The organism is Actinosynnema sp. NPDC049800 (assembly GCF_040656635.1).
Classification (GTDB): Bacteria; Actinomycetota; Actinomycetes; order Mycobacteriales; family Pseudonocardiaceae; genus Actinosynnema.
In genome coordinates, this window is the sequence record NZ_JBFAMT010000009.1 from 60,785 (window position 1) to 81,576 (window position 20,792).

General features: G+C 72.5%; 19 protein-coding genes. 12 read left to right on the top strand and 7 right to left on the bottom strand.

Annotated features, from left to right (window positions below; all coding sequences use genetic code 11):
* Positions 1-9: 9 nt before the first annotated feature.
* Positions 10-756, bottom strand: a complete 747-nt coding sequence (locus AB0I91_RS13555) for a TetR/AcrR family transcriptional regulator (RefSeq protein WP_499612623.1) — start codon at positions 754-756, stop codon at positions 10-12.
* Positions 757-858: 102 nt separating this feature from the next.
* On the opposite strand from AB0I91_RS13555, the gene AB0I91_RS13560 reads away from it, so the two are divergent.
* From AB0I91_RS13560 to fxsT, 3 genes are all read left to right on the top strand, one after another.
* Entirely contained in the window at positions 859-1,782 is a 924-nt protein-coding gene (locus AB0I91_RS13560; protein ID WP_498784712.1) for an ATP-binding cassette domain-containing protein, read from the top strand.
* Positions 1,779-2,537, top strand: a complete 759-nt coding sequence (locus tag AB0I91_RS13565) for an ABC transporter permease (protein WP_499612625.1) — start codon at positions 1,779-1,781, stop codon at positions 2,535-2,537. The genes AB0I91_RS13560 and AB0I91_RS13565 overlap by 4 nt, the downstream gene beginning before the upstream one ends.
* Before the next feature lie 150 nt (positions 2,538-2,687).
* Positions 2,688-5,060, top strand: a complete 2,373-nt coding sequence (gene fxsT, locus AB0I91_RS13570) for an FxSxx-COOH system tetratricopeptide repeat protein (RefSeq protein ID WP_499636936.1) — start codon at positions 2,688-2,690, stop codon at positions 5,058-5,060.
* Between the two features lie 4 nt (positions 5,061-5,064).
* Here the strand turns inward: fxsT and AB0I91_RS13575 are convergent, their stop codons facing one another.
* On the bottom strand, positions 5,065-5,580 hold the full coding sequence (locus AB0I91_RS13575; RefSeq protein WP_498784718.1) for an ArsR/SmtB family transcription factor: 516 nt from the start codon (positions 5,578-5,580) through the stop codon (positions 5,065-5,067).
* A gap of 73 nt (positions 5,581-5,653) precedes the next feature.
* Between AB0I91_RS13575 and AB0I91_RS13580 the strand changes: the two genes are divergently transcribed.
* Positions 5,654-6,880 carry an MFS transporter gene (locus AB0I91_RS13580; RefSeq protein WP_499636938.1) on the top strand — a complete coding sequence of 409 codons (1,227 nt, stop codon included), beginning with the start codon at positions 5,654-5,656 and terminating at the stop codon, positions 6,878-6,880.
* A 15-nt stretch (positions 6,881-6,895) separates the two neighbouring features.
* Here the strand turns inward: AB0I91_RS13580 and AB0I91_RS13585 are convergent, their stop codons facing one another.
* Entirely contained in the window at positions 6,896-7,258 is a 363-nt protein-coding gene (locus AB0I91_RS13585; protein WP_498784722.1) for a MerR family transcriptional regulator, read from the bottom strand.
* 101 nt (positions 7,259-7,359) lie between these two features.
* Positions 7,360-8,265, bottom strand: a complete 906-nt coding sequence (locus AB0I91_RS13590) for a MerR family transcriptional regulator (protein ID WP_498784724.1) — start codon at positions 8,263-8,265, stop codon at positions 7,360-7,362.
* Positions 8,266-8,430: 165 nt separating this feature from the next.
* Here AB0I91_RS13590 and AB0I91_RS13595 point away from each other — a divergent pair, with 165 nt between their 5' ends.
* On the top strand, positions 8,431-8,922 hold the full coding sequence (locus AB0I91_RS13595; RefSeq protein ID WP_498784726.1) for a hypothetical protein: 492 nt from the start codon (positions 8,431-8,433) through the stop codon (positions 8,920-8,922).
* A 6-nt stretch (positions 8,923-8,928) separates the two neighbouring features.
* Here AB0I91_RS13595 and AB0I91_RS13600 read toward each other — a convergent pair whose 3' ends face one another.
* Positions 8,929-9,561, bottom strand: coding sequence for a TetR/AcrR family transcriptional regulator (locus tag AB0I91_RS13600; RefSeq protein ID WP_499636940.1), 633 nt, complete (start codon positions 9,559-9,561; stop codon positions 8,929-8,931).
* A gap of 26 nt (positions 9,562-9,587) precedes the next feature.
* On the opposite strand from AB0I91_RS13600, the gene AB0I91_RS13605 reads away from it, so the two are divergent.
* From AB0I91_RS13605 to AB0I91_RS13625, 5 genes are all read left to right on the top strand, one after another.
* The gene (locus AB0I91_RS13605; protein WP_499636942.1) at positions 9,588-10,289 is read left to right on the top strand and encodes a hypothetical protein; all 702 of its coding nucleotides are present in this window, start codon (positions 9,588-9,590) and stop codon (positions 10,287-10,289) included.
* Between the two features lie 87 nt (positions 10,290-10,376).
* Complete coding sequence (locus tag AB0I91_RS13610) at positions 10,377-10,823, top strand: SRPBCC domain-containing protein (RefSeq protein ID WP_498784732.1); 447 nt, start codon at positions 10,377-10,379, stop codon at positions 10,821-10,823.
* Positions 10,820-11,155, top strand: coding sequence for an ArsR/SmtB family transcription factor (locus AB0I91_RS13615; protein WP_499612639.1), 336 nt, complete (start codon positions 10,820-10,822; stop codon positions 11,153-11,155). Before AB0I91_RS13610 ends, AB0I91_RS13615 begins: the two co-directional genes overlap by 4 nt.
* Before the next feature lie 91 nt (positions 11,156-11,246).
* Entirely contained in the window at positions 11,247-12,641 is a 1,395-nt protein-coding gene (locus AB0I91_RS13620; protein ID WP_499636943.1) for an MFS transporter, read from the top strand.
* 32 nt (positions 12,642-12,673) lie between these two features.
* Positions 12,674-13,024 carry a VOC family protein gene (locus AB0I91_RS13625; RefSeq protein WP_498784738.1) on the top strand — a complete coding sequence of 117 codons (351 nt, stop codon included), beginning with the start codon at positions 12,674-12,676 and terminating at the stop codon, positions 13,022-13,024.
* A gap of 84 nt (positions 13,025-13,108) precedes the next feature.
* Here the strand turns inward: AB0I91_RS13625 and AB0I91_RS13630 are convergent, their stop codons facing one another.
* Entirely contained in the window at positions 13,109-14,284 is a 1,176-nt protein-coding gene (locus AB0I91_RS13630) for a polysaccharide lyase family 7 protein (protein WP_499636944.1), read from the bottom strand.
* Positions 14,285-14,356: 72 nt separating this feature from the next.
* Positions 14,357-15,127 (bottom strand): NAD(P)H-dependent oxidoreductase, encoded by a 771-nt coding sequence (locus AB0I91_RS13635; protein ID WP_499636946.1) that lies wholly within the window; start codon positions 15,125-15,127, stop codon positions 14,357-14,359.
* A 99-nt stretch (positions 15,128-15,226) separates the two neighbouring features.
* On the opposite strand from AB0I91_RS13635, the gene AB0I91_RS13640 reads away from it, so the two are divergent.
* The gene (locus tag AB0I91_RS13640; protein WP_498775201.1) at positions 15,227-16,093 is read left to right on the top strand and encodes a helix-turn-helix transcriptional regulator; all 867 of its coding nucleotides are present in this window, start codon (positions 15,227-15,229) and stop codon (positions 16,091-16,093) included.
* A gap of 351 nt (positions 16,094-16,444) precedes the next feature.
* Complete coding sequence (locus AB0I91_RS13645) at positions 16,445-20,791, top strand: alpha-L-arabinofuranosidase family protein (protein ID WP_499636948.1); 4,347 nt, start codon at positions 16,445-16,447, stop codon at positions 20,789-20,791.
* The last annotated feature ends 1 nt before the right edge of the window (position 20,792 follow it).

Sequence of the window (20,792 nt, forward strand, 5' to 3'; positions counted from 1 at the left end):
GCGGCGCCATCACCCCCGGCGGGCCAGGTACGCGGCCACGCCGTCGAGGTAGAGGTCGAGGCCGAACCGGAAGTCGGCGTCCACGTCCTGCTCGTCGTAGAGGTTGGGGTGGTCGAACACGCCGGCGTCGACCACGCGGCCGAGGGCCGGCAGCCGCCGCGGGTCGACCACCTGGCGCAGCGCCCGCGCGTAGGACGGTCCGAACACCTCGGGGTTCTCCCGGAAGCTCTCCGCCAGTTCCGTGGTCAACCGCATCTCGCCGTGCACGAACGTCAGCAGGCCCATCACCACGGTGACCTTCTCGCCCTCGTCCAGCGGCGTGTCGGCGAGCGTGCCGAGCGCGCTGTCGAACCACGCCAGGTTCTTCGGCCCGAGCGGCGGTCCGGACAGCGGGATCCGGGCGTACCAGGGGTGCCGGCGGAACGTGGCCAGCACGGTGGTCGCCCACAGCGTCAGCCCGGCGCGCCAGTCGGTGGCCGGCGGCATCGGCGGCGGCTCCTCCAGCGCGGCGTCGGACATCAGCTTGAGCAGCTCGTCCTTGCTCTTCACGTGCCGGTAGAGCGCCATCGTGGCGTTGCCGAGCTGCTGCGCGACCCGGGCCATGGACACCGCGCCGAGCCCTTCGGCGTCGGCCACCTCGATGGCGGCCCGGGTGATCTCGGCGACCGACAACGACGGCTTGCGGCCACGTCTCGGCGTCTCGCGCAGACCCCACAGCAGGGCAACGTCCGCTGGTAGCTCGAACTCCTCGGCCATCCATCACCCTCTCGTCACGCTGCCGGCCAGTCTAGGGCTACCGGAATTAACTGCGTATGAGCTACGCTCTTTAGCGTATCTAGTACACAAAAGGGGGCAGTGATGATCGTCGAGGCGACGGGCCTGCGCAAGGCGTACGGGTCGACCGCGGTGCTGGACGGGATAGACCTGGAGGTCGCCGAGGGGTCGGTCTTCGCGTTGCTCGGTCCCAACGGCGCGGGCAAGACGACCACCATCCGGATCCTGTCCACGCTGTCGCGCCCGGACGGCGGCCGGTTGCGGGTGGCCGGGTTCGACGTCGTGCGCGAACCGGCCAAGGTGCGCGACGTGATCAGCCTGACGGGCCAGTACGCGGCCGTGGACGCCGAGCAGACCGGCCGGGAGAACCTGGTCCTGGTCGGCAGGCTCATGCACCTGGGCCGGGGGAGGGCGAAGGCGCGCGCGGCCGAGCTGCTGGAGCGGTTCGACCTCGTCGACGCGGGCGACCGCCGGGTCAAGACCTACTCCGGCGGCATGCGCCGACGCCTCGACCTGGCGATGAGCCTGGTCGCCCGGCCGAAGGTGATCTTCCTGGACGAGCCGACCACCGGCCTCGACCCGGCCAGTCGCACGGGGATGTGGGACGCCATCCGCGACCTGGTCCGCACCGGCACCACGATCTTCCTCACCACCCAGTACCTGGAGGAGGCCGACCGCCTCGCGGACCGGATCATGGTGCTGGACAAGGGGAAGGTCGCCGCGCACGGCACCGCGGACGACCTCAAGGCCAGGGTCGGCGGCCACCGGCTGGAGCTCCGCTTCACCTCGGGCGCGGCGCTCGACGTCGCGGCGGCGCGGCTCGGCGGCTTCGCCGACCGCGAGCGGCTCGTGCTCGGTGTCCCGTCCGACGGCACGGCCGCGCACCTGCACGCGGTGCTGGACGACCTGCGCGCCGCGGTCGCCGTCCCGGCGCAGGTCTCCTCGCACCGCCCGACCCTCGACGACGTGTTCCTCGCCCTGACCGCCCGTGAAGGAGTGCCCGCATGAGCCACGCGATCGCCGATTCGATGACGATGATCGGCCGCAGCATCCGGCTCGGCAGGCGCAACGTCGACACGCTGATCATGTCCGTCGTCCTGCCGCTGCTGATGATGGCGCTGTTCGTGTACGTCTTCGGCGGCGCGATCAACACCGGCACCGGGTACATCAACTACGTGGTGCCCGGCATCGTCCTGCTGTGCACGGGTTACGGCGCGGCGGCCACCGCGATGTCCGTGGCCCACGACATGAACAGCGGGATGATCGACCGCCTGCGCTCCATGCCGATCCGCGGCTTCGCCGTGCTGACCGGGCACGTCACGGCCAGCGTCGCCCGCAACGCCCTGTCCACCACGATCGTGGTCGGCGCGGCGGTCGCGATGGGCTTCCGCCCGTCCGCGTCACCGCTGGAGTGGGCGGCCGCGGTCGGATTGCTGCTGCTCTACGTGCTGGCGCTGTCGTGGCTGGCGGCGGGCCTGGGCGCGGTGGCGAAGTCGGTCGAGTCGGCCAGCGCGTTGAGCTTCTTCATGCTGTTCCTGCCGTACCTGAGCAGCGCGTTCGTGCCGACGCACACCATGCCGCCGTTCTTGAGGGGCATCAGCGAGCACCAGCCGATCACGCCGGTCATCGAGACCGTGCGCGGCCTGCTCACCGGCACCCCGATCGGCGACCAGGGTTGGCTGGCGACGGCGTGGTCGGCCGGCCTGCTGGTGGCGTCGTTCGTCCTGGCCAACGCCCTCTACCGGCGGCGCGTCAACGACTGAGCGAACGCCCGCGCGGGCGAGGTGACTGTCCACTTCGGACTCGACCGGTCGGGGCGCCGGCCCGCGGGAACGGTCGAGCGCGGCTCGTCCGCGACCGGGCCGGCAACCGCCACGCCGCCGGCGGTGCCGCCCGGCCGTTAGCATCGCTGGGTGCCGGACGACGCCGGGGTGCCGCGCAGGGTGTTCATCAGCCACACCTCCGAGCTGCGCCGCTACCCGGCGGGCACGTCGTTCGTGGCCGCCGTCGAGTCCGCGATCACCCGTGCGGGCGACGTCGTGGCGGACATGCGGTACTTCGCCGCCCGGGACGAGCAGCCGGCGCAGGTGTGCCGGGACGCGGTGGCCGCCGCGGACGTCTACGTGCTGCTGGCGGGTTTCCGCTACGGCTCGCCGGTGCGCGGCCGGCCGGAGCTGTCCTACACCGAGCTGGAGTACGAGGCCGCGGGTGACGCGGGCCTGCCGCGCCTGGTCTTCCTGCTGGACGAGGACGCGGAAGGCCCGGCGGGCCTGTTCCGCGACCCGCGGCACGGCGCGCGCCAGGAGGACTTCCGCCGACGCCTGCGCGACAGCGGCGTCACCGCGGCCACCGTCTCGTCACCGGCCGAGGCGGAAACCGCAGTCTACCAGGCGTTGACCGAACTGGGCCGGCCACGGCGCCGATCCGCCCGCGTCTGGAGCATCCCCGCCCGCCTGGCCCGCTTCACCGGCCGTGAGCGACTGCTGGACGACCTCCGCGCCGCGTTGTCGTCGCAGACGCCCACCGTGGTGCAGGCGGTGCACGGCATGGGCGGGGTCGGGAAGACCACCACGGCCCTCGAGTACGCCCACCGGCACGCCGACGAGTACGACATCGCCTGGTGGGTGCCTGCCGAAGCGCCGGAGCTGGTCCCGGACCGATTAGCCGAGCTGGCCAGAGCCCTGCGCCTGGCCGACAACGCCGACACCGCGGCCGTCGCGGTGGCCCGCCTGCTCGGCGAGCTCCGCACCCGCGACCGGTGGTTGATCGTCTTCGACAACGCCGAGGACCCGGCCGCGCTCACCGGACACCTGCCCACCGGTCCCGGCCACGTCGTCATCACCTCCCGCAACCCCGACTGGGCCGACCTCGCGCACCCGCTCGGCGTGGCCGAGTTCACCAGGGCCGAGTCGGTCCGCCTGCTCCGCGACCGCGCGCCGCGGCTGACCGGGCCGGAGGCGGACCGGATCGCGGAGGCGTTGGGAGACCTGCCCCTGGCGGTCGACCAGGCCGCCGCGCTGCTGGCCGACACCACCCTCACCGCCGAGGTCTACCTCGACCTGCTCGCCGAGCGCGCCCACGACCTCCTGGCCCAAGGCCGCGCCTCGACGGCCGCCTCGTGGACGGTCGCGCTCGACCGCCTCGCCGCCGACGACCCGGCCGCGCTCCAACTGCTCGCGCTGATCGCCTGGCTGGCGCCCGAACCGGTGCCGTCGACCCTGATCACCGAGCACCACGAACTCCTGCCCGAGCCGCTGGCGTCCGTCGCCGCCGACCCCCTGGCGCTCGCCGCCACGCTGGCCACCATCCGCCGCCGGGCCATGGCCCGGGTGAGCCCGGACAGCGTGCACCTGCACCGGGTGCCGGCCGCGTTGTTGCGCACCGGCGCGGAGCCGGGCCTGGCCGCCGCCGCGTTCCGACTCGTGTACGAGGCCGCGCCGGAGAAGTCGACGGACGACCCGTCGGTGTGGCCCGCCTGGCGGCAACTCCTGTCGCACGTGCTGGTGGTCGTGGACCCCGCCCGGGACTTCGGCGTGGCGACCGGCCGGGTGCTGTGGCTGGTGCGGCAGGCGGCGGTGTACCTGCGCGGCCAGGGTGAGGCCCGCCAGGCGCTGCCCCTCTTCGAACGCGCCCACCGCATCGCGCGCGAGGCGTACGGCGACGACGACCTGGTGACCCTGGCGGCGGTCGGCAACCTCGCCGGCTGCACCCACGACCTGGGTGAGCACCGACGTGCCCACGAGCTCCAGGAGGCCGCGCTGGCGCGCAGCAGGGTCGTGCTCGGCGAGGACCACCCGCAGACCCTCACGTTCCTGAACGACCTCGCCGTCACGTCGTGGTCGATGGGCGAGGTCGAGCGCGCGCGTGAGCTGGGGGAGGAGGTGCTGGGGCGGCGGAAGCGGGTGCAGGGCGAGGACGACTTGGGCACGCTGGCCGCGGCGGCCAACCTCGCGGGCTTCCTCACCGCCACGGGGGATGTGGAGGCAGGGCTGGCGCTGCACGAGGACACCCTTGCGCGCCTGCGCCGTCTTCTGGGCGACGACCACCCCAGCACTTTCGAATCCGCGGCCAACCTGGCGAGCGAGTTGTACACACTGCGCGAGTTCGAGCGCGCTCGCGAGTTGTACGAGGCCTCGGTCGCGCGCATGCGGCGAGTGCTGGGCGAGCGCCACCCGCGGACGACGGCCACGGTCGTGAACCTGGTCGGCGTCCTGATCGCCCTGGGTGAGGTCGAGCGGGCCCGAGCCTGGTGGGACGAGTTCGGCCTCTCGGAGCGCTACCCCTGAGCGGCTACTCCTTCAGCCGGTGCACGACGACGATCCCGCCGTGCAGCGGCAGGTGGCGGCGTTCGTCGTCGGTGGCCACGTACTCGTCCAGCACGGCGCCGATGCGGCGGTCCAGCTCCACCACGTCCTCCGGCGACAGGTGCAGCGCGAACCGCGCGTAGGTCCGCACCGACTCCGGCCCGGCCTCCCGCAGCTCCTCCTGGAACGCCTCCACCGGCGCCATGGTCGCGCCGCTGTCCACCAGCGGGCCGTCCAGCCACCACGACACCCCGGTCGAGCGGTAGGGCTTCTCCAGCGCGCCGCTCACGCCCGTGCGCACTTCGCCCGGCTCCAGGAACCCCGCCGCCGCGAGCTGCCGCACGTGGTACAGCACGGTTCCGGGGTCGCGCCCCAACCGCTCGGCCAGCTGCTTGTTGGTCAGCTCCTGTTGCGCGCACAGCCGCAGGATCCGCAGCCGCAACGGGTGGGCCAGCGCCTTCGTCTCCTCGACGGTCGCCGGACGCCGTCGCCGATCAGCCATGCCGCCCAACCTAACCGACCGGTGGGGAAACGAACCGATGGAGAAAACTCCATCGATGTGCGATCCTCCACCAATGGTCTCGCTCGGAAACGGCTTCTGGCGCCTCTGGACGTCCTCCGGCCTGTCGAACCTCGCCGACGGCACGTTCAAGGTCGTCCTGCCGCTGGTCGCCGTCCAGACCACCCGCGAGCCGACCCTCATCGCGGGCCTGGTGTTCGCGCTCACGCTGCCGTGGCTGGTCTTCGCGCTGCCGGCGGGCGCGCTGACCGACCGCCTCGACCGCCGCCGCACCATGATCAGGGCGAACCTCGCCAGGGCCGTGCTGCTGGCCGCGCTCGCCGCCGCGGTGGCGTCGGGCTGGGCGAACATCTGGCTGCTGTACGCCATCGCCTTCGCCGCCGGCACCGCCGAGACGCTCTACGACACCTCGGCGCAATCCCTGCTGCCCCAACTGGTCGACCGCGACCGGCTGCCCCGCGCCAACGCCCGCCTGTTCGCCGTCGAGCTCACCGCCAACGAGTTCGTCGGCCCGCCGGTCGCCGGGCTCCTGGTCGCCGCCGGCGCGGTGGCCGCCTTCGCCGCGCCCGCCGCGCTCTGGCTGGTGGCCCTGGCCGTCCTGTGGTCGGTCCGGGGCACGTTCAAGATCCACCGCGAGCACCGCACCACCCTGCGCGCCGACATCGCGGAAGGCCTGCGCTTCCTGCTGCGCCACCGCGTGCTGCGCGCCCTCGCCGTCATGGTCGGGCTCTTCAACGTCGCCGGCACCGCGTCGGGCGCGGTCTTCGTCCTCCACGCCGTCGGCCCGGGTTCGGCGATGGGCCTGACCGGGCAGCTGTTCGGCCTGCTCCTGGTCACCCCGGCGGTCGGCAGCCTGGTCGGCTCCCTGGCCGCCGAACGCGTGATCGCCAGGCTTGGCCGCGCGCGTTCGCTGGCGTCCGGGTTCGTCGCCGGCTCCCTGCTGGTCGCGGCGCCCGCCGTGACCACCGACCCGTACGTCGTCGCGGCGGCGTTCGCGGTGGCGGGCGGCGGGATCGCCGTGCTCAACGTGGTCGCGGTCTCGTTGCGGCAGCACGTGACGCCGGACCGCCTGCTCGGCCGGGTGAACAGCGCCTACCGCCTGGTCGCCTGGGGCACCATGCCGCTCGGCGCGGCGATCGGCGGCGTCCTGGCGGACGCGTTCGGCCTGCGCGCGGTCTTCGTGATCATGACGGCGGTGTCGCTCGTGACGCTCGTCGGCCTGTCCGCCACCAGCGAGCGGAAGATCGACGCGGCCCTGGCGGCGCGGTCGTCGGCGCCGTAGCGGGCAGCGCCGTCGTCAGCGCCGGCCCGACGCCGCGTCGATCACCTCGTCCAGCACGTCCCGCGACCGCACCAGCTCGCCGATCATCCGGTCGATGCGGTCGCGCTCGGCGGTGAGGTCGTCCACCAGCCGCGGCGTGGCGATCTCGGACGGCCCGCCGTCCGCGTCCCGCATGCACGGCAGCATCAGCGCGATCTTCTTGCTGGCCAGCCCGGCGGCGAACAGCTCCTGGATGCGGATGACCCGGTCGACCGCGCGTTCGGGGTACTCGCGGTGGCCGCCCGTGGTGCGGTCGCTCGTCAACAGCCCTTGCTGCTCGTAGTACCGCAACGAGCGCACGCTCACCCCGGTGCGCCGGGCCAGCTCGCCGATCCGCATGTCACACCCCAGGCGACTCGAAACTGACATTGATGTCAACTTCTACCGCAGTCGCACGACCGTGCACAACCAGCCTCTCCGACCCCGCGAGCAGCGCCGCACTACCCGACGCCGGCCACCTCGTGACCCAGGGCGCGGAGGAACCAGTCGAGCGCGGGCGCCGCGCTCTCCGGCGCCCGCCACCCGTTGATCACGGCCAGCAGTCGCACGTACCGCTCGCGGCGGGGGTCGTTCGCGGTCTCCAGCAACGCCGCCAACCGGTCGACCGGCACGTGCGGCACCCGGGCCAGGACCTCGGCGACGACCCGACCGGCCTCGGCCGACGTCGGCTCGACCCCGGCCGCCAACGCGCGCGCCACCGCGTCGCGGACCACCGCCGTCGGGTCGGGCCGCAGGCCCTCGCGCACCAGGACGAGGTGCTCGACCAGCCGCCGCAGGCACGCGCGGAAGTCCGGGTCCTGGGTGAGCCGCGCCAGCTCCACCCACGCCTCGACCTGCGCGACCTCCGGCTGCTCGGGCAGCTCCGGCGTCATGGACCGCATGATCCCCACGAACGCCGGGTCGTCCGCCACGTCGCCGAACGCGTGGTCGAGGAACTCGCCGACGAGCTGCCGGCGTCCGTCTTCGGAAAGCTTGGCCAGTCTGTGCATGAGACCCATCTCCTCGGGGCCGGCACCGCGCTCCGCCACGATCGTCAGCACCGCCCGGCGCAGTCGCAGCACGTCGATCCGCACCGCCAGCGCCTGCGCGTGCGCCGCCGCCACCTGCGCCACGGTGAGCTCCCGGTCCAGGACCCGCCGGATCGTGGGCAGGTCGAGTCCCAGCTCGCGCAACGTGCGCAGGAGGTCGAGGCGGGCCACGGCGTCGTGGTCGTAGAGCCGGTAACCGGCCGGGCTGCGACCGGTCGGCGGCACGATCCCCTCGTCGGAGTAGAACCGGATCGCCTTGACCGTCAGCCCGGTCCGCCGAGCCAGCTCACCGATCGGGAAGACCGCGTCGCCGTCCATGCCCACCACCCTCGTGCCTCCCCCTACCGGAGGCTCAAGGCTTTCACCGCGCCGGTCACGACCGGGCGTCGACGGGTCCGAGGGCGTGGCCGCCCCGGGTCCGATCGCGGGCCGGATCCTCCGAACGGCCCCGCGAGCCGCACTCGCGTCGGCATACTGTCGGCCATGATCGACACCGCGGCCATGGCCGGTTTCTTCGCCGCCCACGGCGTCTGGAGCGTCTCGGAGGGCGAAACCCTGATCCCGCTCATCGGCTACGAGCGGCCCGACGGCGAGCGCGGCATGGACCGCTACATGGTGGCGGACGACGTGGGTCGGTCCGTGCAAGCCGCCCAGGAAGCGTTGGAGGCAAACGAACACGGCGCCACGCGTGCCGTCCTGGTCGCCGACGCCTACCTCAACATGGACTGGGGCCGCACGGACGCGCTGATCGTGCGCGCGGTGGAACACGGCCTGACCCCGGGCGCGATGGAGCTGGCCGTCCCGTACTCCCCGCCGACGGACACCACGCCGTTCACGGTGTACCGCTTGCAGATCATCGAGGTCACGGGCTTCGCGGACCAGGACTACGACACGCTCGCCGACGCGTTCTTCAGCGGCGTCGACTCGCACGAGCAGGCGGCCGAGGTCTGGAACGCCCACCTCGACCAGTCCTGACCGCCCTCACCCGGCGAGGAGTTCCCGCGCCAGGGCCTCGCCCCACCACCGCTCCACCCGGTCGGGGCGCCAGGCCCGCTCGACGGTGAGCGTCGTGTACACGTCGATGTTGCACAGCGCCGCGTAGACGTCGACGGCCGACCGCACGTCCAAACCGGACCGCAGGGTGCCGTCCGGCCAGGACGAGAACACCTGCGCGCGGGTCTCGTCGCCACCCCGGCGGCCCTCCTCGTACGCCGCCGCCAGCGCGGGCTCCGTCCGGCCCGCCTCGCGCACGAGCGCGATGACGTCACCCGAGCGCTCGAACAGCCGCCGGTCGTAGGCCGCCATCGCGGCGAGCTGCCGCGCCGGACCGGCCGACGCGTCCTCCAGCACGGCCAGCGCCGCCGCCGGGTCGGCGGAGATGTCCGCAGCGTCGGCGACGGCCCGCACGAGCCCCGCCTTGTCGCCGTACGCCGCGTACACGGTGGGAACCGACACCTCCGCCTCCTCGGCCACGGCCCGCACCGTCGTCGCCGCCCACCCCTGCGCGACGAAGAGCCTGCGCGCCGCACGCGCGATCTCGGCCCGCGTCTCGCGCGCCTGCGCGACCCGCCGCAACGAGTCGTACCGCCGCTTGCCCGTCTCGCCCACGCCCACCTCTTGATGCTAGCTATATTGATTATATGTCGCGTAAAACCAAAGTGGCCGAACCGGCACCGACCAGCGCGTTCGGGCGCATCGCGGGCTTCTCCGGCCTCGGCTTCGCCGCCCTGATCGTCCTGGCCAACGCCATCATGGTGCCCACCGGCCTGCCGACGACCGGCGCGGACGCCGCCGACGTCATCGCCTACTTCCCGGCCAACCGGGGGGTGGTCGGCGTCGCGTCCGCCCTCACCCCGGCGGCCTGGGCGCTGTCCACCGTCTTCGCCGCGGGCGCGGTGGCGGCGCTGTGGCGGTCCGACCGCGGGCGCGGCGAGGCGTGGTCGCTGGTCGGGTTCGCCGGCGTGCTGCTGCAGAACGGCGCGTTCGCCGCCGTGACCGCACTCCGCCTGGCCGTGGCCGACGACCCCGGCGGCGCCCTGTGGTCCCTGCACGAAGCCCTGTTCACGCTCAACGGCGTGTTCCTGGCGCTGGCGCTGGTCGGCTTCTCCGTGGGCGGGCGGCACGCCGGCCTCATCCCGGCGTGGCACGCCCGGCTCGGCCTGCTGTCGGCCGCGTTGCTGTTCACCTCGGCCACCCTGACCCCGCTCGTCGTCGACGGCCCGGGACCGCTCGGGCTCCTGGGCCTCGCCGGCTGGCTGCTGTGGGTGGCGTGGGTGGTCGCCTACTCCGCCGCCCTCATCCGCCGACGCGTGCCCGACGTCCGGCCGTCCCCGGTGCCGTGACGTCGTGCAACTGATGGGTTGCACGATTGTGGGGCGACGTGCAACTATCGGGTTGCACATAATGGCGGCAGCTGAAGGAGCCCTCTCATGAGCGAGGACCGGATCGAGCGCGACACGCTGATCGACGCCTCCGTCGAGCGCGTCTGGTCGCTGGTGTCCGCACCGGGCTTCTGGGTGGCCGACCCGGAGCGCCTCGAAGCCACCACCGCCGTCGAAGGCGAGTCGGTGGTGGCCAAGAACTCCGAGCACGGCGACTTCCCGGTGCGCGTGGTGAAGGTGGAGCCGCACACGTACATCGCGTACCGGTGGGCCCCGGCCTTCCCCGGTCAGGAGCTGACCGAGGGCAACAGCACCCTGGTGGAGTTCACGCTGTCCACCGAGGGCGACAAGACCCGCCTCACCGTGGTCGAGAGCGGGTTCGCCGCGCTGGCGGTCTCCGAGGACGTGCGCGCGCGGACGATCGACAACAACGCCGCCGGCTGGCCGCAGGTGCTCGACGCGTCGAGGAAGCGCGTCGAGGAGTCGGCTGTGTGACCGCGGAACCGGACGGCGAGGTGGAGGAGGTCGGCAACGTCCTCGTCGCGCTGGCCGACCCCACCCGCCGCCGCCTGCTCGACCTGCTCGTCGCGCACGACGCGGTCACCGCGACGACGCTCGCCGCGCGCCTGCCCGTCTCCCGGCAGGCGATCGTCAAGCACCTCGCCGTCCTGGACGCCGCCGGCCTCGTCGTCGGCCACCGGGTCGGACGCGAGGTGAGGTACTCGCTGCGCCCCGCCGGGCTGGACGCCACCACGCGGTGGATGTCCGCGCTGGCGACCGGCTGGGACCGCCGGTTGGCCGTCATCAAGCGGGCCGCCGAGGCGTGAGCACACCGGGCGCCGCGGTCCGGACCCGGTCCCGCCACGAACCCGGAACTCGTGGTCGCACCACGACAACCCTCAGGAAAGGGCACGCATCGTGACTGCCGAGACGTCCTCCCCGCCGCGGTTCAGCGGCAGGCAGCGGCTCGTCCTCCTCGTCCTGCTCGGCGCGGCCTTCGTCTTCGCCGCCGACTACTCGATCCTGAACGTCGCCCTGCCGCAGGTCGGCGCCGGCGTCGACATGGGCCTGACCCAGCTGCCGTGGATCGTGTCCGCGTACACGCTGCCCGCGGCCGGTTTCATGCTGCTGGCCGGTCGGTTGGCGGACCTGTTCGGCCGGCGCAGGCTGTTCCTCGCGGGCCAGGTCCTGCTGGCCGCGGCATCGCTGCTCGGCGGTCTCGCGACCAACCCGGAGGTGCTGCTGGCCGCCCGCGCGTTGCAGGGGCTCTCCACCGCCATGGCCATTCCGGCGGGACTGTCGCTCATCACGACGACGTTCCCCGAGGGCAAGGCGCGCGCCCGCGCCCTCGGCCTCAACGGCGCGATCCTCTCCGGCGGCTTCACCGCGGGCGCGCTGCTCGGCGGCGTCCTCGTCAGCCTGCTGAGCTGGCGGGCCGCGTTCTTCGTCAACATCCCGTTCGCCCTCGCCATCCTGATCGCCACGCCCCTGCTGATCGGCGAGAGCAGGACGCCGGACCGGCAGCGGCTCGACGTGCCGGGCGCGGTGACGGTCACCGGAGGTCTGCTGGCCGTGGTCTACGCGATCATCGAGAGCAGCCTCGTGGCCGCCGCCCTCGGCGTGGTGCTGCTGGGCGTCTTCGGGGTGGTCGAGTCGCGGTCGTCCGCGCCGCTGGCGCCGGTGCGCTTCCTCAGGAAGCACACGGTGCTGTGGGGCAACTACGCGGGTTTGGTGATCTTCTCCATGGAGACCGGCATGATCTTCCTGATGACGCTGCACCTCCAGGACGTGCTGGAGTTCAACCCGGTGATCACGGGTCTCGTCTTCGGCGTCCCGGGTCTCGCGGCCGTGTTCGCGGGTCCCGTCGCCGGCCGGCTCATCGGCAAGCACGGCGCCCGGAACGTCCTGACCACGGCGTTGGCCCTGCAGGCCCTGACGATCCTCCCGCTGGTGTTCCTCGGCGCGAGCCGGCTCGGGCCGGTGCTGCTGGTGCCGGCGCTGTTCCTCGGGTTCTTCGCGCACGTCGCGTGCATCGTGGCGTACACGGTGATCGGCACCTCGGGCCTGCCGGACGAGGAGCAGGGCCTGGCGACCGGCCTGACCTCGATGACGCAGCAGGTGGCCATCACCGTCGGCGCGCCGATCATGGTCGCGGTCGCCGCCACCCAGGCCGACCGGTTGGCGGGCACCCACCTCGCGCTCGGGGTGAACGTGGCGGTGACGCTCGTGAGCGTGGCCCTCATCCGGTTCGGGCTGCGCCCCCGTGCCGAGGAGAGCCGCACCCCGGCCCTGGCGACCGCGGCGGCGGCCTGACCACGACTTCCCGCGAACGAAGGAGATCCGACATGACGACGCTCAAGCCCGGCAGCGTGTTGCTCGGCACGACCCGGCCCGCAGAGCTGCGGGCGTGGTACACCAAGGCGTTGGCGCCGGGGTCCACCGGTGACGGCCCGATCGACCTGGGCGGCTTCCTGCTCGTCGTCGACGGTCGGGAGGACGTCGAGGCGAAGAACCACGAGCCGGGTCGCGTGATCATGAACTTCCACGTCGACGACTTCGACGCCGCGCAAGCCCAGCTGGACGCGGCCGGCGTGGAGTGGATCTCGATCGCGGACCGGGAGGCGGGCAGGTTCGGCACGTTCGCCGACCCGGACGGCAACCACCTCCAGATCATCATGTGGAAGAAGGACGCCTGAGCGCGGACGTGCCCGGCCGGCGGTGGTCGCCGGCCGGGCACGTGGCCGTTCGCCCGGAGCTGTTCGTCGTTCGCCCGGAACGGGTCAGGCCGCCGGGTGGATCGAGGTCTCCGTGATGCTCGTCCAGTCGTTGCCGGTGTTGCCGTAGCCGACGACCCGCACGTAGCGGGCCGAGGTGTCGGGGAGGTCGTAGGTCTCGGGCCGGAGCGTCGTGCCCGAGCTGGAGCCGGCGAACCGGTCGGTCCACGCGGTCCCGTCGGCCGAGGTCTGGATCCGGAAGTCGTGCCGCCGGGTGTCACCCTTGTGCCAGGCCACCTCCACCGAGCCGACCGCGCGGGCCGAACCGAGGTCGTACCGGATCCACACGCCGTCGCCCTCGTCCGACCACCGGGTGGTCGGGTCGCCGTCGAGGGTGTTGCCCGGCACGTTCCCGTCGTGCCCGCTCGCGGTGACCGCCGAGACCGGCAGCGGCGTGCCGGTCGGTGGCTCGGGCTGCGGATCGGGCTGGGGCGTGCCGCTGTCGCCCAACGTCACCTTGTGGATGATCGTCTCGCCGTAGTTGCTCGCGCCGCACGGGCTGGAGTTGCCGCAGTTGGCCTGCGTGTAGGCGCCCGCCTTGAAGTAGCCCGTGCTGAAGGATGCGCTCAACGTCGCCGCCGGCGCGCCGTTGTAGAAGGCGTTGATCTTGCCGCCGGACACCACGAACTTGACCTGGAACCGCGTGTTCAGCCGGAAGTCGTCGGTCACCAGCTTGTAGTGCGCGTCGTCGCCGTTGGTGACGTAGAGCTTGCTGCCCTCGACCCGGAACACGGAGATGTCGTCGTCACCGCCGTGGATCTGGCCGACGACCAGGTGCGGCTTGTCGTTCGGCAACCGCGTGACGGTCTGGTCGACGGTCATCACGTGCGTCCCGGACGTGGACGACCAGGCCGCGTTCCGCGTCCCGTCCATCTCCCGCAACTCGGACCGGGGGTACTTCGACCCGCTGGTGGTGACCCCGTTCACCGCCGCCCGGAACCGCACCCCGGCGCACCCGGCGTCGGCCACGAACCAGGGGTCGACGCGGTAGTTCGCCAGCGCGGGCTGCTTGACCTCGTCCGGATCCTCCTCCCCGCCGATCGGCAGCTGGATCTTCCAGTCGCGCAGGTCCAACACCTGGGCCGGGAAGTCGCACGCCGCGGCCACCGACCCCGGCGCCACCCCGACCAACGCACCGGCCGCCACCGTGCCGGCGGCCAACAGTCCATGAACTCGTCCCATGTGGCCATCGTGCTGACCGGGATCCCGAACGGACGGCCCATGTCGCCTTCCTGCCACGGGATCCCGGCGGTCTCACGGCCGGCGGTGCAGGTCGAGCCCGGTCGTCCCCGGCGCCTCCGCGCCCGGCAGCAGCCGCATGTCGCGGCCGTAGTCGCCGACGAGCGGCCGGAACGGGACCGGTTCGTCGGTGAAGAGCCCGTCCAGCCGACGCCCGTACTCCCGCCGCGCCGCCGCGTACGCCTCCGCCGGCAGGTCGACCGTGCCGTAGACCGCGAACGGATCGAGCGGTGTCATGCCGGTGAACCACAGCACGCCGTGCTGGATCGGGAAGAGGACGTCCGCCAGCGCGCCGTGGACGCCCCGGTCGGTGAACGCCGACGCACGGGCGCCGATCGTCACCGACAGCAGCGCGCGCCGTCCGCCCAGCGCGGCGCCCTCGGTGTAGGGCGGTGGGACCGCCGGGCCGTGCGCGAAACCGTTGGTGAAGACCCGGTCGACCCAGCCCTTGAGGATCGCGGGCAGGGAGAACCACCACATGGGGAACTGCAGGACGACGGCGTCCGACCAGCGCAGCTTCTCCTGCTCGGCCGCGACGTCGGGCGTCAGCCGACCCGCCAGCGTGGCCCGCTCGTGCTCGGCCAGCACGTCCAGCGGCCCGTCGCCGGTGTGGTCCGGGACGTCGTCGGCGTCCACGGTCGACTTCCACTTCATCGCGTAGAGGTCGGACACCCGCACCTCGTGACCGGCCGCGAGCAGGTGCTCGACCGCGAAGGAGGTCAGCGCCCCGGTGAGCGACCGCGGTTCCGGGTGCGCGCTGACGACGAGGATCTTCTTCGTGCTCATGCCGCTACGGTCGCCGGTCCGCGGCGCGGCAGCCAGCACCCGGTCCATCCGGCGGTCCGGCGATCCTGGTACCGCCAGGGCCAGGGAATACTGGGAGGCATGGACGGCGTGGACGACCGCACCGGGGGCGTCGAGGGGATCGGTGACGCGCGGCGCGCGCTGGGCGCGTTCCTGCGCGCCCGTCGGGCACGTGTCGCCCCGGAGCACGTCGGCCTGGCCGGCGGCCGTCGGCGACGGGTCCGCGGCCTGCGCCGCGAGGAGCTGGCCCAGCTGGCGGGCATCAGCGTGGACTACTACGTGCGCCTGGAACAGGGCCGTGCCACCCAGCCGTCACCCGAGGTGCTGGACTCGCTGGCCCGGGCGCTCGGCCTCGACGCGGCCGAGCGCGCGCACCTGACCACCCTCGTCGAAGCCAGGCACGGCGCCGCGCCCAGCGCCCGCGTCAGCCCGTTGCTGGGGCGGATCGTGGCCGCGGTGGGCGACTTCCCGGCGTTCGTGACGAACCACCGCCTCGACGTGGTCGCGTGGAACGGCCTGGGCAGCGAGCTGTTCGGCGGCCTGGCCGACCCCGCCCGCCGCGACCGCAACAACGCGAGGTACCTGTTCCTGGACCCGGCCTCGCGTGCCCTCCACCCGGACTGGGACGCCCGGGCCGCGGAGGCCGTCGGCCAACTCCGGGTCGCCGCGGGCCGCTACCCGGACGACGGCGACCTGGCCGCGCTGATCACCGACCTGTCCGCCCGCAGCCCCGACTTCCGCCGGATCTGGGCCAGTGGCGAGGTGGTGGTCTGCGGCGCCGGACGCAAGCGCCTCCGTCACCCCGAGGCGGGAATCCTCACGCTGGACTACGAGACCCTCCACGTGCCCGCCACCTCCGGCGAGACCGGCCTCCTCGTGCACGTCTTCAGCGCCGAGGAGGGCACCGACGAATCCGCCGCGCTCGCCCACCTGGCCGCCGCGGTGTGACCCGACCCCGGGCCGCGTCCGGGGTGCGGCTCCGCCGGGTCGGCACGTCAGCCTGAACCCCGGTCCACGCCCGCCCGGACGGCCGGACCGTGGCGAGCGACGACTTCCAGGTCACCTCGCCGGCCTGACCCCGGCCTCCGCGTCACCGAGCGTGGCCAGGACCGCGCAAGCCGCCACCGCCGGCACCTCCGGTCATGCTTGTGAACGCTCACTCATGCCACTCGCGCGGCACATGGCCGTGTAGATCGCTGTGCGCGATCTCTTGACGGTCGTCTCTGTTAACGCTCACACTCCCCGGTGGCAACGCTGGCTTTTTCCTACGGCGGTGGAACTCAGAGTGGAGCACCCCTCATGACGACAGCGCAGCGGTCGGTCGCGAGACCCGGCCGACGGTGGATCAGCGCCCTGGTGGCCGCGGCTCTGCCGGTGTCCCTCGGGGTCGCGCTCTCCGCGGTGACCGCCCCCAGCGCGGGGGCGGTCGAAGGAGAGACGTGGACCGACGACTTCGCCTCGACGACGCTCCGCCCGGAGTGGGAGGTCGTCAACGAGGACCCGGCCGGCTGGTCCCTCCGCGACGGATCCCTGCGGGTCACCGGCCAGACCGGTGACACCTACCAGGCGGTCAACACGGCGCGGAACGTGTTCATGGTCGACATCCCGGCGGGCGACTTCACCGCCGAGGTGACCGTGCGCGCCCAGGTCGCCCAGACCTACCAGGGCGCCGGGCTGATCGCCTGGCGGGACATGGACAACTACGTCCGCTCGGGCCTGACCTTCGTGGGCGCCCTGGCCCCGTCCGGGATCGCGATCGAGAACGACGTCGAGACCGCCGCGGTCTTCCGCGCCGAGCGGTTCGTCGACCGGCCGGGCTCGACCGGCGAGACGTTGCAGCTGCAGCGGGTCGGCGACACCATCACCACCCGGTACAAGGACGCCTCCGGGACGTGGGTGGACGCCTCGGCGGTCACCGCCGGGTTCCAGACGACCCAGGTCGGCGTCTACGCCTTCGGCGCGCTGGACGGCACGACGCTCGCCGCCGCGTTCGACGACTTCCGGGTCACCGCGGCCGCGGGCCGCGACGTCCAGCCCGGCGGCACGTTCTCGATCAAGGACGCCGGCGGCGCCCACCTGGTCGAGACCGACGCCGGTCTGGCCCTCTCGCCCGAGCCGCCGCTGTCCGCCCTGGTCTTCACCGCGGCCGCCCAGGCCGACGGCACGGTCCACCTGCGCACCGCCGAGGGCGACCGCCCGGTCGTCGTCACCGACGGCCGCCTCGCGCTCGGCCAGACCGGCGGCGCGGCCACGCCCGTGCGGCTGACCGACGCCGCGGGCGGCGAGCTCTTCCTGCGCGACGCCGAGGGCACCGGCTACGCGGGCGGCACGGGCCCGCTGGTGTTCGGCGCCAAGGCCTCCGCCGTCCGCTTCAAGCTCGCCCAGGTCAGCACGTCCGACGCGGAGCTGGCGATCGACGGCGACGCGTCCGCCGCGCAGATCAGCGACACGATGTTCGGCATCTTCTACGAGGACATCAACTACGCCGCCGACGGCGGCCTGTACGCCGAGCTGGTGCGCAACCGGTCGTTCGAGTTCAACTCCTCGGACAACGGCAGCTTCACCGGCATGACCGGCTGGGAGGTGGTCAACGGCGGCGGCACGGCCCCGCAGGCGCTCGTCGTCGACGACGACACCCGGCTCAACGCGCTGAACCGCAACCACTTCCGGCTGGTCGCCGACGGTCCCGGCGACGGCCTGCGCAACCTCGGCTACAACCGCGGCTTCGCGGTCAAGGCGGGCGCGACGTACGACGCCTCGGTCTGGGCGCGGACCACGACCGCGCAGGACCTCGCGATCCGGCTCGTCAGCGCCGACGGAGCCGTCACCTACGCCGAGGGCTCCGTGGCCGTCGACGGTTCGGACACCTGGAAGCAGTACCCGGTGACGCTCACCGGCACCGCCACCACCGACGCGGCCAGGCTGGTCGTCACGGCGGGCGCGGCCTCGGTGGTCGGCCTCGACATGATCTCGCTGATGCCGCAGGACCGCTGGGTCGGCCCGGTGAACGGCAAGTCGGTCCTGCGCAAGGACCTGGCCGAGAAGGTCGCCGCGATGAAGCCGACGTTCCTGCGCTTCCCCGGCGGCTGCGTCACCAACGTCGGCACGTTCCGCACCTACGAGGAGAGCGGCTACACCGACCGGCGCCGCACCTACCAGTGGAAGGAGACCATCGGCGCGGTCGAGGAACGCCCGACCAACTGGAACTTCTGGGGCTACAACCAGTCCTACGGCATCGGCTACCTGGAGTACTTCAAGTTCGCCGAGGACCTCGGCGCCGAGCCGCTGCCCGTGGTGTCGGTGGGCGCCAACGGCTGCGGCAGCACCATCCCCGAGATGAAGGACCCGGCGATGATCGCCCGCTGGGTCGACGACACCCTCGACCTGATCGAGTTCGCCAACGGCGACGTCACCACCGAGTGGGGCGCCAAGCGGGCCGCGCTCGGCCACCCGGAGCCGTTCGGGCTGGAGATGATCGGCCTGGGCAACGAGGAGAACACCACCACGTTCGAGGCGAACTTCCCGGCCTTCCGGGACGCCATCGAGGCGCGGCACCCGGAGATCACCATCATCTCCAACTCCGGCCCGGACGACGCGGGCGCGCGGTTCGACACCCTGTGGGACTACAACCGCCGCCAGAACGTCGACATGGTCGACGAGCACTACTACAACGACCCGGACTGGTTCCTGCTCAACCACCACCGCTACGACAGCTACGACCGCAACGGCCCCAAGGTGTTCCTGGGCGAGTACGCCTCGCGCGGCAACACCTTCCGCAACGCCCTGGTCGAGGCGTCGTACATGACGGGCCTGCAGCGCAACGCCGACGTGGTCCGGCTGGCGTCCTACGCGCCGCTGCTGTCCAACGAGTCGTACGTGCAGTGGAACCCGGACGCGATCTGGTTCGACAACGACGAGTCCTGGAACACCCCCAACTGGGAGGTGCAGAAGATGTTCGGCAACAACGTCGGCGACGAGGTCGTGCCGAGCACCTTCACCGGCTCGGTGAACCAGTCGGTCGTCAAGGGCGGCATCTTCCTGTCCACCTGGAACACCGCGGCGGCCTACGACAACGTCAAGGTCACCTCGAACGCCAACGGCGAGACGCTGTTCTCCGACGACTTCGCCAACGGCGACCAGTGGAACCCGGTCGCGGGCAGCTGGGGCGTCACCAACGGCCAGTACGTGCAGTCGTCCACCACGACCACGGACGCGCGCAGCATCATCGACGACGCGTACGCGAAGGGCTGGACGAACTACACCCTGGAGCTCGACGCCAAGAAGACCGCCGGCGCCGAGGGCTTCCTCATCGGGTTCGGCGCCAAGGCCACCAACGACTTCTACTGGTGGAACCTCGGCGGCTGGAACAACACCCGCTCGGTGCTGCAGAAGGCGTCGGGCGGCAGCGCGGTCGAGGTCAAGTCGGTCGAGGGCCACAGCGTGGCCACCAACGCGACGTACCGCGTGAAGGTCGTCGTCGCGGGCAACACGATCTCGCTGTACCTCAACGGCGAGCTGCAGATGACCTACGAGTCCGGCGCCGACGAGAAGCTGTTCCAGGTCGTCACGCGGGACGAGGCGAGCGGCGACATCGTGGCCAAGGTGGTCAACACCTCCGACGAGACCGTCCGCACGCGGGTCAAGGTCTCGGACGCGGGCGTGCTGCCCGACGGCGAGGTCACCCAGATGACGGGCGCGCCGGGTGACACCAACACCAAGGCCGACCCGACCAACGTGGTGCCCACGACCCGGCAGATCGGCGGGCTGTCGAACGACTTCGGCTACGACTTCCCCGCTCAGTCGATCACGTTCCTGCGGATGCACACCACCGACGCCGTCGCCCCCGTCGTCGACGACGTGACGCTGCACGGCACGACCGCCAACGGCTGGTACGGCGACCCGGTCACCGTGTCGGCGACCGCCACCGACGACCGCCGGCTCGACCGGATCGAGTTCCGCGTCGACGGCGGCGCGTGGCTCACGCACGCCGACGCGAAGGTCCAGGTCAGCGGCGACGGCCGGCACACCGTGGAGGTGCGCGCCGTGGACGCGGCGGGCAACGTCGGCGCGGTCCGCCCGGTGACGTTCGGCATCGACGGCGTCGCTCCGGTCTCCAACGCCACCGTGGACGCCGCCGCGCGCACCGTGACGGTCCGCGCGGCGGACTCCGGGGTCGGTGTCGACCGGATCGAGACCCGGATCGGCACGGCCGACTGGCAGCCGTACACGGCTCCGGTCGTGGTCGGCGACGCCGAGACCGCGGTGCTGTTCCGCGCGGTCGACCGGCTGGGCAACGTCGAGGAGCCCGGCACCGTCGTGGTGCCCGCGAAGCAGGCGCAGCTGAAGTCGACCACGACCACCGTGACGCCGTCGAAGCCGAAGGCCGAGCGGGGCGCGGTCATCCCGCTGACCGTGAAGGTCGGCACCTCCGGCGGCACGACGCCGTCCGGCGAGATCCGAATCCTGGAGTCGTCCGTGCCCCTGGCATCAGCGACCTTGACCAACGGGACCGCCACGGTGTCGCTCGACACCAGCGGCCTGAGCGTCGGTGACCACACCCTCGTCGTGCGGTACGCCGGCGACGGCGGGCACAGCCCATCGCAGACCAGCGTGGTCGTGCGGATCACGAAGCCGCGGAGAGGGTGAA